Source organism: Arthrobacter globiformis, from assembly GCF_030815865.1.
In the GTDB taxonomy this organism is placed as follows: domain Bacteria; phylum Actinomycetota; class Actinomycetes; order Actinomycetales; family Micrococcaceae; genus Arthrobacter; species Arthrobacter globiformis_B.
In genome coordinates, this window is sequence record NZ_JAUSXI010000001.1 from 997,472 (window position 1) to 1,014,030 (window position 16,559).

Below are 16,559 nucleotides of genomic sequence, written 5' to 3' on the forward strand. Positions count from 1 at the left end.
ATCAAGCAAACACCCAACGGTTGCCGACGGCGGCGCCGGATCCAGGAAGGTTCATCGATGAGCACCCAACTGACCGAGTCGGCCCAGACGAGGAAGGCCGTAGGTAACATCCTCAAAGGCTCCGCCGGCAACCTCGTGGAGTGGTACGACGTCTACATTTACACGGCGTTTCTGGCGTACTTCCAGCCCCACTTCTTCAACTCCAAAGACCCGTTGCAGGGCGCCTTGGAAGGCATGGCGGTCTTCGCCGTCACGTTCTTGATGCGGCCCATCGGCAGCTGGTTCTTCGGCCGCTATGCCGACCGCAAGGGCCGCAAAGCAGCCCTGACGCTCAGCGTGACCATGATGTCGGCGGGGTCGTTCTTCATTGCCATCCTGCCCACCAAGGACGTGATCGGCGTGTGGGCGCTGGTTCTGCTGGTCTTCGCCCGCCTCGTCCAGGGCTTCTCCGTGGGCGGTGAATATGGCACCAGTGCCACTTATATGTCCGAGGCGGCGACGGCGAAGCGCCGCGGATTCTTCTCCAGTTTCCAGTACGTCACCCTGATCGGCGGCCAGATGCTGGCACTGCTGGTTCTCGTGGTCCTGCAGAACACCCTGGGCAAGGAAGCGCTGTCCGAATGGGGCTGGCGCGTTCCATTCGCCATCGGCGGCGTGGCCGCCCTGGTGGTCTTCTGGCTCCGCCGCTCCATGGAGGAAACGCTGTCCACGAGCCAGGCTGAGGCCGCCGGCGCATCGGTGCCGGGCGAGGCGCAGCCGGGCACCATGAAGCTGCTGCTGACGAAACACTGGAAAGCCCTGCTGATCTGCATCGGCGTGACCCTGGGCGGCACGGTGGCGTTCTACACGTACACCAACTTCATCCTGAACTTTATGAACAACACCAGCGGCATCCCTAAGGAAACCACCTCGGTGATCAACTTCTGGGCGCTGTTCATCTTCATGCTCCTGCAGCCGGTCTATGGCATTATTTCGGACAAGATCGGCCGCAAGCCTCTGCTGCTGTGGTTCGGCATCACGGGCGTGCTATTCACCTGGCCGCTGATGTCCACGCTGGCCGGCACCAAGGATCCCATGATCGCGTTCCTGCTGATGATGGGCGGACTCCTGATCGTGGGCGGCTACACCTCGATCAACGCCCTGGTGAAGGCCGAGCTGTTCCCGGCATCCATCCGTGCCCTTGGCGTCGGCCTTGGCTACGCGCTGGCCAACTCGATGTTCGGCGGCACAGTCCCGTTGATCGGCGCCGCGCTGCAGAAGTCCGGCCAAGTGGAAGTCCTCTTCACCTACGTCACGGTGGCCATCGGCATCTCGCTGCTGGTGTACATCTTCGCGCTGAAGAACAAGAAGCCTACGCACCTGGACCGCGAGCAGGGCACTGCCTGGTCCGCCGCCCCGGCCAGCGCTGCACGCAAGGATGACGACGAGGACCTCGTCAACGCCTGACCTCCAGTAACGAACAACACTGCAACGTACGACGGCGGGTAGCCGGCTCCGCGGTGACTCTCGGGTCCCCGGGCGGCGGCCCGCCGTCGTCGTGCCCAGGTTGGTGCGGTAAGCCGGGAGCCGCACTCCCGGTGCCCGCAATGGTGGGACAATGAAGGCCGGTTTCGGCGGTCAGCCGGCGGGACCCGTCCAGTGCTAATACAGCCGGCCGCCTCCCCGTTTCCGCAAGGGCCAGGCAGCCGAGCGAACCACTACGAATGGAACGCCAATGACCACCGCCCAGTCCTCCGTGCCGAAAGCAGCGCCGAAATTCGCCTCGGTCGGTTCCCCCTACTTCGGCATCATGCTCGCCGTCATGGCCGTGGTGCTGATCCTGTCCAACATCGGTGCCTCCAAGGGCGTGGCATTCGGCCCAATCGTCACGGACGGCGGCTTTTTCCTGTTCCCGCTGGCGTACATCCTGGGCGACGTCATCAGCGAGGTCTACGGCTTCAAGGTGGCCCGGAAGGCCATTGTCACCACGTTTGCCCTGTCCGTGTTCGCCTCGCTGTGCTACTGGGTGATCATTGCACTGCCCGGCTTCGACGACGATTTCGGCACCGCCAAGCAGGCCGCCCTCGTTGGCGCCATCGGCCCGGTTCCGCAGATCGTGCTGGCCTCGCTCTTGGCGTTCTTCGCCGGGCAGACCATCAACTCCTGGATCCTGGTCCGGATGAAGGCGCGCACCGGGGAGAAGTCCCTGTGGGCGCGCATCATGAGCTCGTCGGTGGCAGGCGAATTCGTGGACACGCTGATCTTCTGCAGCATCGCGGCCTCGGTGATCGGCATCAGCGACTTCGGCATGTTTGTGAACTACGTGCTGGTGGGTTTCCTCTACAAGACCCTCGTGGAGTTCCTCTTCATTCCCGTGACAACCCTGGCCATCGGCTGGGTCAAGAAGCGCGAACCGAGCTACGCGTAGTCCGGCGGCGCCGAGGTCCGCCTGCGCCCTGCTGACTCGGAGTCGCCGGAAACGTGCAGGCTCGCCGGAAGCTCCCTGTGTGTCAGGCTGTTGTGTGACAGGGTCACTGTCGCTTCGGCCTGGCACTTAGGCCGGGGAAAGGTCCGTCATGGATTTTCTTGTCCCTTCCCGACGCTCGAAGCGGAGCCACTTCACTCTCGCGCAGAAGCACGAGATTCTTGATGAGTACGACAAGTGCCTCGAGCGTGGGTCCCGGATCGCCTTCTGTAGAGCGGTGGGCATCGCCGAAGGCACCTTGCGGCTTTGGGTTCAGCAGCGCGAAGCCGGGGAGTTGAGATCCAGTATCAAGCAAGGGAACGAGGACCAGCGATTGCGGGAAAGCGATAAGAGGCTGCTCGAGCAGGTCCTGAAGGAGAACGAGGTCCTCAAGGCCAAGCTGGCCCGGTCCGAGGCCGCGGTGGACATTCTGGGAAAAGCTTCCGCGCTCTTGGACGCCATGGCCAAGAGCGCGGCGGCAACGGATCCCGAACTGAAGGAACCGGAGCCGCAGCGCCCGGACTGGTTGGTGCCAAAGTCTGGAAAGACATCGCCCTGACCTTCGCGGGGAAACTGGTGACTGCCGGCTGGTCAGCGGTCACAGCCTGTGCCCTGGTGGGCCTGCACCGCACCACCTGGTACCGGCACCTGAAACCTGCCGCGCCGGCCGGAATCGCTGTGCCGCAGGCCGACCGGGCCTACCCGAACCGCATCACCACGGCCGAAGCCGAGGAGTTCATGGAGTTGCTCAACTCCGAGGACTACGGGAACCTCTCGGTCACCCAGGCCTACTACCGGATGCTCGACGCGGGTCGTTGCTCGTTTTCGATCGCGGCAGCCCACAGGATCGTGACCGCGCACGGCCAGAACGGGGACCGCCGGGCACAACGCGGTGGCACCGGTTCCAAACGGGCCAAACCCGTCCTGGAAGCCACGGCCCCGAACCAGCTCTGGAGCTGGGACATCACGATGCTGCATGGCCCGGGCAAACACATCTATCGGCTGTACACAATCATGGACGTGTTCTCGCGCAAGGTCGTCGGGCACCGCGTCGAATACACCGAAACCGCCGCCCTTGCCTCAGCTCTGATCCAGGACGCCGTGGCCGGAAACAGCCAGAGTCCCGCCGTGCTCCACGCCGATAACGGTGCGCCCATGCGGGCAGGCACCACCTTGGACCTCGCACGTGCCTTGGGCATCAGCCTGTCCTACTCCCGGCCCCGGGTCTCTGATGACAACCCATATTCGGAATCCCTGTTCAAGACCGTCAAGTACGATCTGGACTTCCCCGGACGCTTCCAGGACCTGCACCACGCCCGCGGCTACATGGCGGCATTCTTCACGAACTACAACGCCAATCACCGGCACAGCGGACTGAACTACTACACGCCCGACACCGTCCATCACGGACTGATCGAGCAGGCGCGCAGGCAGCGACAACAAACCCTCGATGCCTGCTACGCCCGCAACCCGCACAGATACCGCCGCAAGCCCACTGCACCGGGAATCCCTCCCGTCGCAGGAATCAACCACAAAGAAACCACCCGGCTGTCACAAACAGCTTGATATATACCGAGCTTCCGGCGAGTTCGTGGGCTTCCGGCGAACCCGGCGCGGCGGGCCGGGCCGGGCCGGGGCGCAGCTCAGGCGGCGGCCCGGCCAGCCAAGGCCTGGAGCACGCGGTACTTGAACCGTGCCTCGTTGAACAGATCCTTCCACGCGATCCGAAGGAACTTCCACCCCTCCTCCGTCAGGGCATTTTCCCGCTGACGCTCCTGGTAAAGGACTTCGTCGGTGGGTTTGAAGTCGAAGTACTTGACCCTACCGTCGAACTCCAAGGCAACTTTCTCCTTCTTCCAGGCGAAGTCCAGACGATGCCGCCCAATCGCGCTCGTGACCTCAACCTGCAGCGTGGGCGGCCTGATCCCGAGCCGGAGGATGAGGTCCCGGGTGAGCGTTTCGCCGGGGGACTCGGAACGGGGGTCCGCGTTTTCGAGCGCTCGGCGGAACGTTCGGACACCCCGCCTCCCGTCCAGTGAATCCGCCATTCCCTGCAGCAGGGAGCGGTCCGCACCGAGCCGGAGAGCATGGTCCATAACAATCAGCGCCTGCCGGTATGTCAGCATCATGGCGCAATCGGCCGCCGTCCTCTCCAACGAGGTGGCCCGCAGGCCGTCCAGAACTGTCACCTCGTGGTTGGAGAACGGACGGGTATGGCACTTCACGTCCCTGCCATGGCGCTCACTCGACGGGTTCATCCGCTGCAGGAGGTGGATCAGGTCGTCCACGTTCCACAGATAGAGACGGTGCAGGCGCGCTGCGGAAGTGTGGCTGTATACGAACTGGCCGGTGGACGTCGTAAGCGTTGAATGGGCGTGGGCGAAGATGAGCTGCCGGCTTTTGGCGTTGGGGGTCTGAGCGCTCCAGAGGCTGGCGCGGAGGTAGCAGCCGTGCCGCAATCGGACCAGGGAACCCGAATCCAGCAGGCACCTGATGGACCGCGAGCCATAGCCCAATTCGGTCAGCTCGTCGGTGCGCCAGAGGTTGCCCGTCGGCGGGAGCTCAGGGGAGTTATGAGAAGGCATGGGACCAGCTTCGGGGGCCGCGCCGACACAAGCGAGGGGCCGCCGTCGTTATGTGGAAAACGCGAAACCGCCGGAAGGCTGCGGGGCCGCCGTTCCTTTACGGCGGCTACGAACGGGTCCGGCGAATTCGACGAGCGCGGCGCACCAGAAGAAACCCTAGGAGTAATACCGGCCCAGGGTCTCGGCCTTGAACTCGAAGAAGTCGCCGGCCTCGATCGCCAGCCGCGCGTCGTCCACCATCTTCACCACGAAGCGCTCGTTGTGGATCGAGATGAGCGTGGCGGAGAGCATCTCCTTGGCCTTGAACAGGTGGTGGATGTACGCGCGCGAATAGTTCTGGCACGCGTAGCAGTCGCAGCCATCCTGCAGCGGGCCGAAGTCGCGCTTGTACTTGGCGCCGGACAGGTTGAAGCGGCCGTCGGGCGTGTAGAACGCCGAGTTGCGGGCCACGCGGGTCGGGGAGACGCAGTCGAAGGTGTCGGCCCCGTTCTCGATGGCCGTGAAGATGTCGTCCGGCTCGGAGATGCCCAGCAGGTGCCGCGGCTTGTTTTCGGGCAGTTCCTCGTTGCACCAGCGCACGATGGTGCCCAGGTTCTCCTTCTCAAGGGCACCGCCGATCCCGTAGCCGTCGAACGCCATGGCACCGAGGTCCTGGCAGGCCTTGCGGCGCAGGTCCTCGTACTGGGCGCCCTGGATCACGCCGAACAGCGCCTGGTACGGCTTGCCCGAGCGTTCGGCAGTGAGCCGGAAGTGCTCCTCGATGCACCGCAAAGCCCAGCGCCGGGTGCGCTCCAGCGATTCCTCCTGGTATCCCCGCGAGTTCTGCAGCGTGGTGAGCTCGTCGAACGCGAACATGATGTCCGCGCCGATCTGATGCTGGACCTGCATGGAGATCTCGGGCGAGAAGCGGTGGCGGTCCCCGTTGAGGTGGCTCTTGAACCACACGCCGTCCTCGTCCACATGGGCCAGCCGCTCCTTGCCCGGCGCCACAGCATCGTCGGGCCCCGAGGAATCGACGGACTTCATGTCGATGACCTTCTTGAACCCCGACCCGAGGCTCATCACCTGGAAGCCACCCGAATCTGTGAAGGTGGGCCCGGGCCAGTTCATGAAGGCGCCCAGGCCGCCGGCTTCGTCCAGGATCTCGGGGCCGGGCTGGAGGTACAGGTGGTAGGCGTTGGCCAGCAGTGCCTGGGCGCCGAGCTCAGCCATGCACTCGGGAAGCACGGATTTCACCGTGGCCTTGGTGCCGACGGCGATAAAGGCCGGCGTCTGGATCTCGCCGTGAGGGGTGGTGATGGTGCCGGTCCGGCCCAGGAACCCGCCTCCGTTGGCGCTCACCTGTTCGGCGGCGGGGCTGCATGTTTCAGTGAGGCGCTTGCCCACGCGGAAGGAAAACTCGGACTGACGGGCGGCCGGGGCCGGTGCAGAAGGGGAAGACAGTTCAGGATTGGCGGGCACGGTTCAAGTGTGCCAGCTAACAGCCCCGGACCTTCACTGGATGGGTTCTGATGTGGGGTAGTTCTCAGAGCGCCAGTCGTCCCACAGGGAGCGGATCGTTTCCATGCTGTTCGCGCCGAGATCGTACAGCGAGAGGATCACCATCGATCCGCCGTCGGGCCTTTTCTCGGGAATCACGGGCTGGTCAGCCACGATCAGCAGGCCCTCGCCGTGCTCCGCATAGCTGTGTACGGTGAGTCCCACCTGATGGTTGGTCTTGTGCCAGACCCTCCCCGAGATTTCCTCGCCGGTGCCCAGGGTGAGCGCATACTCTTCGCCGGGGGCGGGGATGTCCTTGAGCCCGAGTTTCTCGATGGCGGACCCGCCGCTGCCGGGGACGGAGAAATAGCAGGTCCGGCGTTTGCCGTGGGGATGGCGCTCCAGTGCAAACCTCAGCTGCTGCAGGAAGATGAGCCATCCTTGGGTGATGTCCTCGTCCCACGCGGCCCATTCCGAGTTGTGGTCCATGCCGGCGCGTGTGACGCTGACCTCTGTCCCGGTGGGCACGGGTTTCAGCGTAAAGACGTCGCCGCCGTCGACGGTCAGTGTGGTGTGGTCCGGCCCTTCGACCACGTTCTTGCCGAAGTAGATCTCATTGATTTCCGCCGCCAAATCGTCGGCTTCCCAGCCATGCCACTGCGCGACTTTCGAGGGTTCACGCAGCATCGTCCAAACCTGCGGCGCGTCCGAATTGATCACAAGGCTGAGATTGTTCGTCATGGCCTGAATCTACAACTTGGGGTGCAACCCGGGCTAGAGGAATATCCGGCGGAAAACGGGTTCAGTCGTCCAGGAGGCAGGCCTGGGCTGCCTAGGCCCGCACGGATTCCAGTTCGTTCGCAATCCGCCGCTCCAGTTCTGATCCGCTGATGGTCTGCGATCCGCCGTGGGCGCGAAGGAACAGCAGCGATTCCAAGCGCAGCAGCCGCCACTCGCGCTCCGCCTCATGGTTGGAGTTGTCGATGGAGCGGAAAATCTCTTTGTCGTACAGGTTCGGCTCGTTGAGGGAGCGCTGGCGCACCCTGGCCTGCATCCGCGCCTTGAACGGATCCGTCTCCTGGTTGTCCGGAGCCCGGAGCAGCTTCTCATACACGGCGGCCCGGCCCTTCTGCCCCGTCTGGCGGCACACGTAGCTGGAAAGCGCGAGCGACGCCTCCACCGATCCCCAGCGCCCCGGGTTGCCGTCGAAGGGCAGCACGTTCAGCAGGTCGGCGACCGCCAGCGCGGCCTCGGCGTCCTTGAGCATGACGAACAGCTCATGCGCGAGGTCGCTCAGGTCCTTCAGGCAGCTGCCGGACTTGGTGTTGATGCCCTTGACCAGCTTGTCGGCCAGCAGCTGCACCCCGGTGGAGTCCGGATGGGCCTCCGCCACGGCTTCCACCACGGACTCAGGCGTTCCGGAGGGCTGCGGGATGAGGGCCAGATCTTCGGCGCTGGGGCCGACCACCACCGGGGTGGTGGACGGCAATGGAGGTACGACGACGGCGGGAGGCGCCGTCCGCGCAGGCTCCCCAGCGCCGTCGTTCCCCACTCCGGAGTTCCCCACAACGGCAAGGGGAGTGCCGGCGTCGGACGCCTGGGCGTCCGCCGTTTGGGCTGCACCGTCCGCCGTTCCGGCGCGGTCAGCGATGGCAGCACCTTCGACGACGGCAGCGGTCTTCACAGCGTGATTGGCGGCGTCTGCCGGGGAGGAGGAACCGTCAACCGCGGGTCCCGGGATCCGGACGGACGAGCCGGCAGCGATGCGCAGCGTGCCGCCGCCCGTGAGGGTCGCAAGGATGATGGCGGGGCTGCCGAAATCATCGGTTTCGACTTCCACGGAGTGGATTTCCGCGGACCGCTCGCCATCCGGCAAGAGCAGGTGGTCGCCCGCCCGCAGAGAGCCCGCCTGCTGTTCACGGTAGGTCTTGGCAGCTGCAGGGTGGGTCATCGGGAGTCCTTAAGTTCTCTTGCGGTCCGCCCAACAGTCTACAAAGGAGAGGCTGCGAAGTCTGGGAGGCGCGGGCGCCCGGGCGTCAGCTGCCGACGCCGGCGTAGGCCAGGGCCTGGCGCACCAGGGCGCCGCGGCCGCCGGCGAACTCGAGCTGCACGCCGTCGCTGAGCACTTCCTGGGGCGTCATCCAGGTCAGCTCCAGCGCGTCCTGGCGGGGATCGCATTCGCCGGTTACAGGGATGATGTAGGCCAGTGAAACGGCGTGCTGGCGGTCGTCAGTGAAGCCGGTGTGAGAGGGCGCGGGGAAGTATTCGGCAACGGTGAAAGGCACCGGGCTGATGGGCAGCTGGGGGAATGCCAGCGGGCCGAGGTCTTTTTCCATGTGGCGCAGCAGTGCGGCGCGGATGGTCTCGCGGTAGAGCACCCGCCCGGAGACGAGCGACCGGACCATGGCGCCGTCCTCGTCCGCCTGCAAGAGCGTGCCCACCTCATTCACGAATCCGAGCGGATCCAGCCGGACCGGCACCGCCTCCACGTAGACCATCGGAAGCCTGCCTCGGGCTTCGAAGAGATCTTCGTCCGAGAGCCAGCCGGGGTTGGGGTCAGGGGTGCGCACGTTCATGAGTCATTTTTACCCCATCGCCACAGGTGCGGCCGCCGATGCGTGAGATTCCAACGCTTCGAGGCGGCCAAAGCGACGAGATCTCACCCCTCGATTTGCCGTCCTGAACCGCCGCTGCGGCATGCCGGGGAGCGGTACGGGAGCCGGGGTACGGAAGCGGGGCGCTACGACGGGCGCCGGGCGGCAATCCAGAGCGGTGCCCGCTGAGCTGCCGCGCCGTCGTTGTCCGGGTGGGGCACATGCAGGGTGCGTCCGAAGGCCTCCTCGGTCAGCGTAACGTCGTGTCCCGCGGCGGTGAGACGGTCCCGCAGGGCGTCGATGTCGCCGCCGTATTCGAACCCCAGCCCTGCGTGCGCCGCGCCCGTGCCGGGGCGCGCCATCAGTACACCGCCGTTCTTGGCCGTGAAATCGGCGGTTTCGTCGTCGTCCGGGACCGGCCGGAAGCGCGCGCCGATGTCCCGCAGAGCCTGGGCGGCGGCGGTCACATCCTCGCTGAACCAGACCTCCACCACGGCCAGCGCCGGATCCGCATCCGCGCCGATGGCCCCGTGGGCGGCCTTGTCGGCGAAGAAGCTGAAACCGTCCGCGCCCGTGATCCGGCAGGAGTCGCCGTGGTCCGCGCGGACGAGTTCGGCGGAGGAAGTATCCGATTCAGCGCCGGACTGGTTGGTGCGCCGGGCAAATTCCTCGAGGTCGCCGACCTCCACGCCAAAGTGGGTGACGCCGTCCTCCGCGGCGCCCGGCTCGGCCTGGTGCAGCGCCAGTCGGCCGGCCCCGGCGTCGTACTCCCGCCAGGAGCCCTCGTCGGTGGACTTGATCATCCCCAGATCGGTAAGGAGCCGCTCCCAGGGTTCTACCCGGGACGTGAAGTGAATGGGGCGGACACGAAGCATGCTCTCTCCTCGAACTCGAAACACCTGGATCCCGAAAACGGCGCCGACATGGCCATGATGCCACGTCTTGAATCGCGTGGCACCGGGTTGAATCCGCAGGCGTGCGGGGCAGAATAGGCGCATGGCTGTAGAACTCGAGGAACTGCTGGTGCCTGACGCCGTCGCGTGGCGGACGTGGCTGGAATCCCACCACAGCGACAGCCCCGGCGTCTGGCTGGTCCTGCACAAAAAGGGCGGCAACGTCACCGAACTCGACTACGACGCCGCCCTGGACGAGGCGCTGTGCTTCGGCTGGATTGACGGCCAGGTCAAGAAGCGCGACGGCGACAGCTACCTCCAGCGCATGACCCGCCGGGGTGCCAAGAGCCCCTGGTCGGAACGGAACGTCGGCCACGTGGCCCGCCTTGAGGCGGAAGGGAAGATGACAGTCCCGGGCCGTGCCGCCGTCGACGCCGCCAAAGCGGACGGCCGCTGGGAGGCCGCCTATTCGGGACAGGCGACGGCGGAGGTCCCAACTGATCTGGCCGCTGCCATCGCCGCCGTGCCCCAGGCGCAGGCCATGTTCGATGTGCTGACCTCGGTGAACCGCTACGCGCTGATCTACCGCACCAATTCGGTCAAGCAGGCCTCGACCCGGGAGCGGAAAATCGCGGGGTTTGTTGAGATGCTGGCCCGCGGCGAGACGCCGTATCCGCAGAAGAAGCGCCCGGTGCAGAATCCCGCTGGTTGAGCCCGGTGCTTCATTCCGCTGGTTGAGCCTGGTCGGCATTCCGCTGGTTGAGTCTGGTCGAAACCAGCTGGCCGGGTCAAGGAGAAGGGCGGCCGCGCTAAAATTGGTGCCAACTCCCAACACGAACGGCGAACATGCAGCGGTATTCCCTACGCACGCTGAGCCCACGCGGGCGGTGGATTGCGGCGGCAGTGGTTTTGGCTCTGGTGCTGGCCGCGGCAGCGGTTATCGGCCTCGCCGGGCGTTCGGGCGACGGCGGAACGCAGGGCGGGGCCGGACCCCAAAGCAGCGGACACCAGGGCAGCGGCACCCAGAGCGAAGCCCCGAAGTCGTTCAACAGGCCCGAGGGCACCTCGCAGTTCAGGCCTTCCTACCACCTCACTCCTGCCAAGGAGTGGATGAACGATCCGCAGCGGCCGTTCCTGCTGGACGGGGTGTGGCACTACTACTACCTCTACAACGCGGACCACCCCGAGGGGAACGGCACCGAATGGTTCCACGTCACCAGCACCGATCTGGTGCACTGGAAGGACGAAGGCGTCGCCATCGAAAAGTTCAAGAACGGCCTCGGGGACATTGAGACCGGCAGCGCCGTGGTGGACCAGGACAACGCAGCCGGCTTCGGCAAGGGCGCCGTCGTCGCCATCATGACCCAGCAGGACAAGGGCGTGCAGCGGCAGTCCCTGTTCTACTCCACGGACAAGGGCTACACCTTCAAGGCCGCCGACGGCAATCCGGTCATGGAGAACCCCGGCGTCCAGCACTGGCGCGATCCCAAAATCATCCGTGACGAGGCCCGCGGACAGTGGGTCATGGCTTTGGCCGAGGGGGAGAAGATCGGCCTGTACACCTCAACGGACCTCAAGGACTGGCGCTACGTGTCCGGCTTCGAGCGGAAAGGCCTGGGCATCCTCGAATGCCCGGATCTCTTCCAGCTGGATGTCGACGGCGACCCCGCCAAGCGCACCTGGGTCCTGGCCGCCAGCGCGAACGGCACCGCGGAAGGGCGGACCACCGGGGTGGCCTACTGGACCGGAAGCTTTGACGGAACCACGTTCACCCCCGCGGATGACAAACACCAGTGGCTCGACGCCGGCGCCGACTTCTATGCCGCCGTCACCTGGGACGATCCCCGGCTCCCGGAAAACGAGCGGATGGCCTCCCGGCACGCGATCGGCTGGATGAACAACTGGACATACGCGCGGCAACTGCCCACCACGGACTGGCGGGGCGGCGCCGACTCCATCGTCCGGGACATCCGGCTGAAGACGGTGCAGGGCCGGCCCACGCTCGTCTCCACCCCCACCGCGGCGCTGTCCGCGCTGGACGGCGAAGCCAAGACGGCCGGCAGCAGGGCCTTGACCCCGGAGGGCGCCGGCGAGCTTCCCGCGGCCGCAGGCGGGGCCTATCGGCTGGACGTGACCCTGGAACGTGCACCGGGCGACGACGGCACGGAGGCCCTGCTGAAACTTGGCAGCGGCGGCGCGGACTACGCCACGGTGGGCTACAACTTCGAGGCGGGCACGGCGTCGGTGAGCCGGGCGGCGGCGGTCCCGGGCGCCGAAGCCCTCGGACCTCTCTTCACCGAGCGGAGGAGCGCCCAGAGCCGGCCCCGCAGCGGCAGCGCTCAGGGCAGCTCACCAGGCAGGGGCAGCGTGGACCTGACCATCTTCGTGGACTATTCCTCCGTGGAGGTCTTCGTGAACGGCGGGGAGCAGACCCTGACGTCGGTGGTACTGCCGCGGTCCGGCCAGCCGGCAGTCAGCGCCGCCACCGCCGGCGGGAAGCTGACGCTGAAGTCATTCAAATACACCCCGCTGGCAACCGTGCTGTCTGCACGCTAGACGCACCGGTGCCTTAAAAGGCGGCGCCAGCAGAAACGTCAGCGGAACGTCAGTCGGACTCGAGCGGGAAGGCCACGGCTTCCCCCACCACGCGCAGGCACAGTTCCGTGCCCGGCTGGGCGATGGACGCGTTCCAGTGCCGGATGGTGATCACTTCACCGCCGCCGGGATAGCGGTGGTCGGGCATGGCGCCGGCCAGCTGGGGCGGCACGGCAAGCTTGAGCCGCACGGTGGTTTCGGGGCCGAAGTAGTCGGTATCCACCACCACGCCGCGGATGGGCCCGTCCTCGGCGATCCGGATCTGCTCCGGACGCAGCATGAGCTGGACGCGGCCCTGCGCGGGCGGACGCCGGACCGGAATCCCGCCCAGCGAGCAGGTGGCCAGCGACCCCTCCATCCACGCGTCGAGGATCACGGCGTCGCCCAGAAATTCGGCCGTGGCGCGGTCCGCCGGCCGGGTGTAGACCACGAACGGGTTGCCGATCTGTGCCAGCTTGCCGCCCCGCATGACCGCCACCTGGTCCGCGAAGGACAGCGCCTCAGCCTGGTCGTGGGTGACCAGGATGGTGGTCACGCCGGCCTCGTTGAGGACCTTGGCCACCGCCCTCCGGGTGGCCACCCGGAGCCCGGCATCCAGGGCGGAGAACGGCTCGTCCAGCAGCATGAGCTCGGGTTCCCGGGCCAGTGCCCGGGCCAGGGCGACGCGCTGCTGCTGCCCGCCGGAGAGCTGGTGCGGCCGGCGCTTGGCCATGGCGGTGTCCAGCGACACCATCTCGAGGAGTTCGTTGACCCGGGCGTTAACCGCGCGCCGGCCGCCGTCGAGCTTTGCGGCACTGAGCCCGAACGCGATGTTCTGCCCCACGGTCAGGTGCGGGAAGAGCGCTCCGTCCTGGGCCACGTAGCCGACGTGGCGCTTGTGCGCCGGCTTCCATACGCCATCGCCCGCCACGGGGGAACCGTTCAGCGAGATGCTGCCGGTGCCTGGGTGTTCAAAGCCGGCGATCAGCCGGAGCAGGGTTGTCTTGCCCGAACCCGAGGGGCCCACGATTGCGGTGGTTCCGCCCTTGGCCACGGACAGGTTCACGCCCTTGAGGACGGCCTGCGAGCCGAAGTTCTTGGTGACGGCCTCGATCTCCAGATGGCTGTTGGTGCTTGGCGCCACGGACCGTGAGATCCGCGGTTCCGGAAGCCTGGACGGGGATTGTTCGGTCACTGTCCCGCTACTTTCTTGGACTGCTGGAAGAGCAAATAGGTCATGGGCGCCGAGATCACGATCATGAGCAGGGCGTACGGCGCCGCGCCGGCGTAGTCGATTTCGCTGCTCTTGCTCCAGAACTCGGTGGCCAGGGTCCGGGTTCCGTTGGGGGAGAGCAGCAGCGTGGCGGTCAGCTCGTTGGCGATGCCAAGGAAGACGAGCGCCGCCCCGCCGGCCGCAGCGGGGGCGGTGAGCCGGAGCGTCACGCGGATGAAGGACAGCAGCGGAGGCGTGCCCAGGGCCTGGGCCGCCTCATCCAGTTCCTTGGGTGCCTGGGCCAGGCCGGCACGGATGTTGACCAGGGCGCGCGGCAGGAACAGGAGGATGTAGGCGGCCACCAGGACGCCGGCTGTCTGGTAGATGCCCGGGACCAACCGGATGCTGACCGTGACGAAGGCCAGGGCCACCACGATGCCCGGCATGGAGCTGGTGACGTAGTTGGAGAGTTCGAGGGCCTTGCTGAACCAGCTGGCATGCCGAACGGCCAGGTACGCCATGGGGAAGGCGACAACGGTGGTGGCAGCCGCGCCGGCCAGCCCGTACAGCAGGGTCTGCCACAGCGCCGGAACGAATTCGTCAGCCGCCCAGATGTCAGCACCGCCGGCAATGATCCAGCGCAGCACGAACAGCAGCGGCAGCCCGAAGGCAAGCAGGGTCAGGCCGAGCAGGGCCAGCTGGGCCGGTACCTGGTAGACGTGAAGCGGCAGGCGCAGGGCCTTGGCCTGCGCACCAGACCCAACGCGGGCGTACCGGGCGGTGCCGCGGCTACGCACCTCGACCAGGAGCAGGAGGAGGCAGAAGAACACCAGCACGCTGGCCAGCATGGTGCCTGCGGCGCCGTTGAACGTGGACTGGTACTGCACCATGATGGCCGTGGTGAACGTGTCGAAGCGGATCATCGCGAAGGCGCCGTACTCGGCCAGCAGGTGCAGTGCCACCAGCAGTGCTCCGCCGGTCATCGCGATCCGGAGCTGCGGCAGGACCACCCGGAAAAACGCCCGCCAGGCGCCCAGGCCCAGGGACGCAGCCGACTGTTCCACGGCGGGATCCAGCCGGCTCAGCGTCGCGGCGGCGGGAATGTAAACCAGCGGGAAGTAGGAGAGCGTGGCAATGAGCACGCCGGAAAACAGCCCGTGCAGTGACGGCACGGCGGAGACCCACGCGTAACTGTTGACGAAGGCAGGGATGGCCAGCGGCGCCGCGAGCAGCACGGCCCACACCTTCTGCCCGCGCAGCATGGTGCGTTCCACGAGCCACGCGCCGCCCACGCCCAGGATGAGGCACAGCGGCACCGTGAGCACGATCAGGAGCACGGTGTTGAGCAGCAGCTCGCCGACGCGCGGGCGCACGATCAATTCAAGGGCGGTGTCCCAGCCCGTGGCCGCGGTCATCACCGCGACGTAGCCGAGGGGGACGAGTGCGAACAGGGCGATGAGCACCGCCATGACGCCTACCGCGGAAACGCCGAAAGGCGGGCGGGGGCGCTTGCCCCGGCCCGCCGTCGTCGTGCTTCCGGATCTCTCCGGTGCCGATACTTGCGTGGTCACAGAATTAGAGCAGTCCTGCCTTGGTCATCAGCTCCGTGACCTTCTCGGAGTTCAGCTTGGCGGGGTCCACGGTGGGAGCGGCAAGTTCCTTGACGGGAACCAGCTTCTCGTTGGCGGGGACGCCGGAAGCGATGGCGTACTCGAAGGACGTGCCCTTCTGCAGGACTTCCTGGCCCTTCTTGCCGGTGATGAACTTCAGGAAGGCCTGTGCGTTCTCAGCGTTCTTCGAGGACTTCAGCACGCCGCCGCCGGAGACGGACAGGAAGGCGCCCGGGTCCTGGTTCTTGAAGTAGTACGGCGTGACGTTCTTGGAGTTCTCGCCGGTCTTCGCCTGGTCGCCGTAGTAGTAGTAGTGGTAGATCAGCGCGGCATCAACCTCGCCGGCGTTCACTGCCTTCATGGCGGTGCTGTTGCCCTTGTAGGCGGTGAAGTTTTCCTTCATGCCCTTCAGCCATGCCTCGGCAGCGGCTTCGCCCTTGAGCTCAACGAGGGCGGAGACGATGGCCTGGAAGTCGGCGCCGCTCGGGGAGGCTGCCCACTTGCCCTTCCACTCCGGCTTGGCCAGGTCCAGCATGGACTTCGGCAGCTTGTCCTCGCTCAACTTGTTCTTGTCGTAAACCAGGACGGTGGAGCGGGCGGCAATGCCGGTCCACTTGTTGGTGCTGGGGCGGAACTCCGCCGGAACCTGGGCCACCGTGTCCTTGTTGACGTCGGCGAACAGGCCGGCGTTCTCCACCTGCGCCATTGCGGGGGAATTCTCGGTGAGGAACACGTCCGCCGGTGAGGCTGCGCCTTCCTGGACGATCTGGTTGGACATCTCGGTGTCGTCACCCTGGCGGAGCGTCACCTTGATGCCGGTTTCCGCGGTGAAAGCGTCCACCCATTCCTTGGTGAGGCTTTCGTGCTGGGCGTTGTAGACCGTGATCTCGCCCTTGGAGGCGTCAGCCGAGGACGAGGCAGCGGGGGAGGTGCTGGAGCCGCAGGCCGAGAGGCCAAGGGCTGCGGTGGCGGCGATCGCGATGCCGGCCAGCGCGTTAATGCGGATCTTCATCGGGGTGCTTCTTTCTGCAAAAGTCTCGTGGGCCAGGCCCGCTGTGAGCTGGGGAAGTAAGGCAATGCTCACTCGAAAAACTGTAGGTTAGCCAAACCTAAGCACCAAGCGACATGGGCATTAAGTGATGAGGATCACATCAATTACGAAACTGTT

15 protein-coding genes are annotated in these 16,559 nt (G+C 66.1%); 6 read left to right on the top strand and 9 right to left on the bottom strand.

Annotated features, from left to right (window positions below):
- The first annotated feature begins 57 nt into the window (after positions 1 to 57).
- The 4 genes from QFZ33_RS04665 (at position 58) to QFZ33_RS04680 (ending at position 4,009) form a co-directional block, all read left to right on the top strand.
- Complete coding sequence (locus QFZ33_RS04665; protein WP_307025291.1) at positions 58 to 1,446, top strand: MFS transporter; 1,389 nt, start codon at positions 58 to 60, stop codon at positions 1,444 to 1,446.
- A 268-nt stretch (positions 1,447 to 1,714) separates the two neighbouring features.
- Positions 1,715 to 2,407 carry a queuosine precursor transporter gene (locus QFZ33_RS04670; protein ID WP_307025293.1) on the top strand — a complete coding sequence of 231 codons (693 nt, stop codon included), beginning with the start codon at positions 1,715 to 1,717 and terminating at the stop codon, positions 2,405 to 2,407.
- A 148-nt stretch (positions 2,408 to 2,555) separates the two neighbouring features.
- The gene (locus tag QFZ33_RS04675) at positions 2,556 to 3,002 is read left to right on the top strand and encodes a transposase (protein ID WP_307025295.1); all 447 of its coding nucleotides are present in this window, start codon (positions 2,556 to 2,558) and stop codon (positions 3,000 to 3,002) included.
- Between the two features lie 17 nt (positions 3,003 to 3,019).
- Complete coding sequence (locus tag QFZ33_RS04680) at positions 3,020 to 4,009, top strand: IS3 family transposase (RefSeq protein WP_307025297.1); 990 nt, start codon at positions 3,020 to 3,022, stop codon at positions 4,007 to 4,009.
- A gap of 77 nt (positions 4,010 to 4,086) precedes the next feature.
- On the opposite strand, the gene QFZ33_RS04685 is transcribed toward QFZ33_RS04680, so the two are convergent.
- The 6 genes from QFZ33_RS04685 to QFZ33_RS04710 form a co-directional block, all read right to left on the bottom strand.
- The gene (locus tag QFZ33_RS04685) at positions 4,087 to 5,028 is read right to left on the bottom strand and encodes a type IV toxin-antitoxin system AbiEi family antitoxin domain-containing protein (RefSeq protein ID WP_307025299.1); all 942 of its coding nucleotides are present in this window, start codon (positions 5,026 to 5,028) and stop codon (positions 4,087 to 4,089) included.
- Between the two features lie 156 nt (positions 5,029 to 5,184).
- Positions 5,185 to 6,489, bottom strand: coding sequence for a tRNA guanosine(34) transglycosylase Tgt (tgt, locus tag QFZ33_RS04690; RefSeq protein ID WP_307025302.1), 1,305 nt, complete (start codon positions 6,487 to 6,489; stop codon positions 5,185 to 5,187).
- Between the two features lie 33 nt (positions 6,490 to 6,522).
- A complete protein-coding gene (locus tag QFZ33_RS04695) occupies positions 6,523 to 7,248 on the bottom strand; it encodes an SRPBCC domain-containing protein (RefSeq protein ID WP_307025304.1) in 726 nt (241 codons plus the stop codon).
- Positions 7,249 to 7,339: 91 nt separating this feature from the next.
- Positions 7,340 to 8,458: a DUF6707 family protein gene (locus QFZ33_RS04700; protein WP_307025307.1), complete on the bottom strand. Its 1,119-nt coding sequence runs from the start codon at positions 8,456 to 8,458 to the stop codon at positions 7,340 to 7,342.
- An 85-nt stretch (positions 8,459 to 8,543) separates the two neighbouring features.
- The gene (locus QFZ33_RS04705) at positions 8,544 to 9,083 is read right to left on the bottom strand and encodes an NUDIX hydrolase family protein (RefSeq protein ID WP_307025309.1); all 540 of its coding nucleotides are present in this window, start codon (positions 9,081 to 9,083) and stop codon (positions 8,544 to 8,546) included.
- A 164-nt stretch (positions 9,084 to 9,247) separates the two neighbouring features.
- On the bottom strand, positions 9,248 to 9,976 hold the full coding sequence (locus tag QFZ33_RS04710) for a VOC family protein (protein WP_307025311.1): 729 nt from the start codon (positions 9,974 to 9,976) through the stop codon (positions 9,248 to 9,250).
- A 121-nt stretch (positions 9,977 to 10,097) separates the two neighbouring features.
- On the opposite strand from QFZ33_RS04710, the gene QFZ33_RS04715 reads away from it, so the two are divergent.
- Positions 10,098 to 10,706, top strand: a complete 609-nt coding sequence (locus QFZ33_RS04715) for a YdeI/OmpD-associated family protein (RefSeq protein WP_307025313.1) — start codon at positions 10,098 to 10,100, stop codon at positions 10,704 to 10,706.
- Between the two features lie 134 nt (positions 10,707 to 10,840).
- Entirely contained in the window at positions 10,841 to 12,550 is a 1,710-nt protein-coding gene (locus QFZ33_RS04720) for a glycoside hydrolase family 32 protein (protein ID WP_307025315.1), read from the top strand.
- Between the two features lie 49 nt (positions 12,551 to 12,599).
- Here QFZ33_RS04720 and QFZ33_RS04725 read toward each other — a convergent pair whose 3' ends face one another.
- From QFZ33_RS04725 to QFZ33_RS04735, 3 genes are read right to left on the bottom strand one after another with little or no spacing between them, the layout of a single operon-like run.
- Positions 12,600 to 13,763 carry an ABC transporter ATP-binding protein gene (locus tag QFZ33_RS04725; RefSeq protein WP_307025316.1) on the bottom strand — a complete coding sequence of 388 codons (1,164 nt, stop codon included), beginning with the start codon at positions 13,761 to 13,763 and terminating at the stop codon, positions 12,600 to 12,602.
- Entirely contained in the window at positions 13,760 to 15,352 is a 1,593-nt protein-coding gene (locus tag QFZ33_RS04730) for an ABC transporter permease (RefSeq protein ID WP_307025319.1), read from the bottom strand. Before QFZ33_RS04730 ends, QFZ33_RS04725 begins: the two co-directional genes overlap by 4 nt.
- Before the next feature lie 4 nt (positions 15,353 to 15,356).
- Positions 15,357 to 16,403 (bottom strand): iron ABC transporter substrate-binding protein, encoded by a 1,047-nt coding sequence (locus tag QFZ33_RS04735; protein WP_307025321.1) that lies wholly within the window; start codon positions 16,401 to 16,403, stop codon positions 15,357 to 15,359.
- Between the last annotated feature and the right edge of the window lie 156 nt (positions 16,404 to 16,559).

Bases quoted from the DNA above. Each gene is read 5' to 3' on its own strand.
- QFZ33_RS04700 (WP_307025307.1), bottom strand. From the start codon at position 8,458: ATGACCCACCCTGCAGCTGCCAAGACCTACCGTGAACAGCAGGCGGGC.
- QFZ33_RS04710 (WP_307025311.1), bottom strand. From the start codon at position 9,976: ATGCTTCGTGTCCGCCCCATTCACTTCACGTCCCGGGTAGAACCCTGG.
- QFZ33_RS04695 (WP_307025304.1), bottom strand. From the start codon at position 7,248: ATGACGAACAATCTCAGCCTTGTGATCAATTCGGACGCGCCGCAGGTT.
- QFZ33_RS04665 (WP_307025291.1), top strand. From the start codon at position 58: ATGAGCACCCAACTGACCGAGTCGGCCCAGACGAGGAAGGCCGTAGGT.
- QFZ33_RS04705 (WP_307025309.1), bottom strand. From the start codon at position 9,083: ATGAACGTGCGCACCCCTGACCCCAACCCCGGCTGGCTCTCGGACGAA.
- QFZ33_RS04720 (WP_307025315.1), top strand. From the start codon at position 10,841: ATGCAGCGGTATTCCCTACGCACGCTGAGCCCACGCGGGCGGTGGATT.
- QFZ33_RS04670 (WP_307025293.1), top strand. From the start codon at position 1,715: ATGACCACCGCCCAGTCCTCCGTGCCGAAAGCAGCGCCGAAATTCGCC.
- QFZ33_RS04675 (WP_307025295.1), top strand. From the start codon at position 2,556: ATGGATTTTCTTGTCCCTTCCCGACGCTCGAAGCGGAGCCACTTCACT.
- QFZ33_RS04715 (WP_307025313.1), top strand. From the start codon at position 10,098: ATGGCTGTAGAACTCGAGGAACTGCTGGTGCCTGACGCCGTCGCGTGG.
- QFZ33_RS04685 (WP_307025299.1), bottom strand. From the start codon at position 5,028: ATGCCTTCTCATAACTCCCCTGAGCTCCCGCCGACGGGCAACCTCTGG.
- QFZ33_RS04735 (WP_307025321.1), bottom strand. From the start codon at position 16,403: ATGAAGATCCGCATTAACGCGCTGGCCGGCATCGCGATCGCCGCCACC.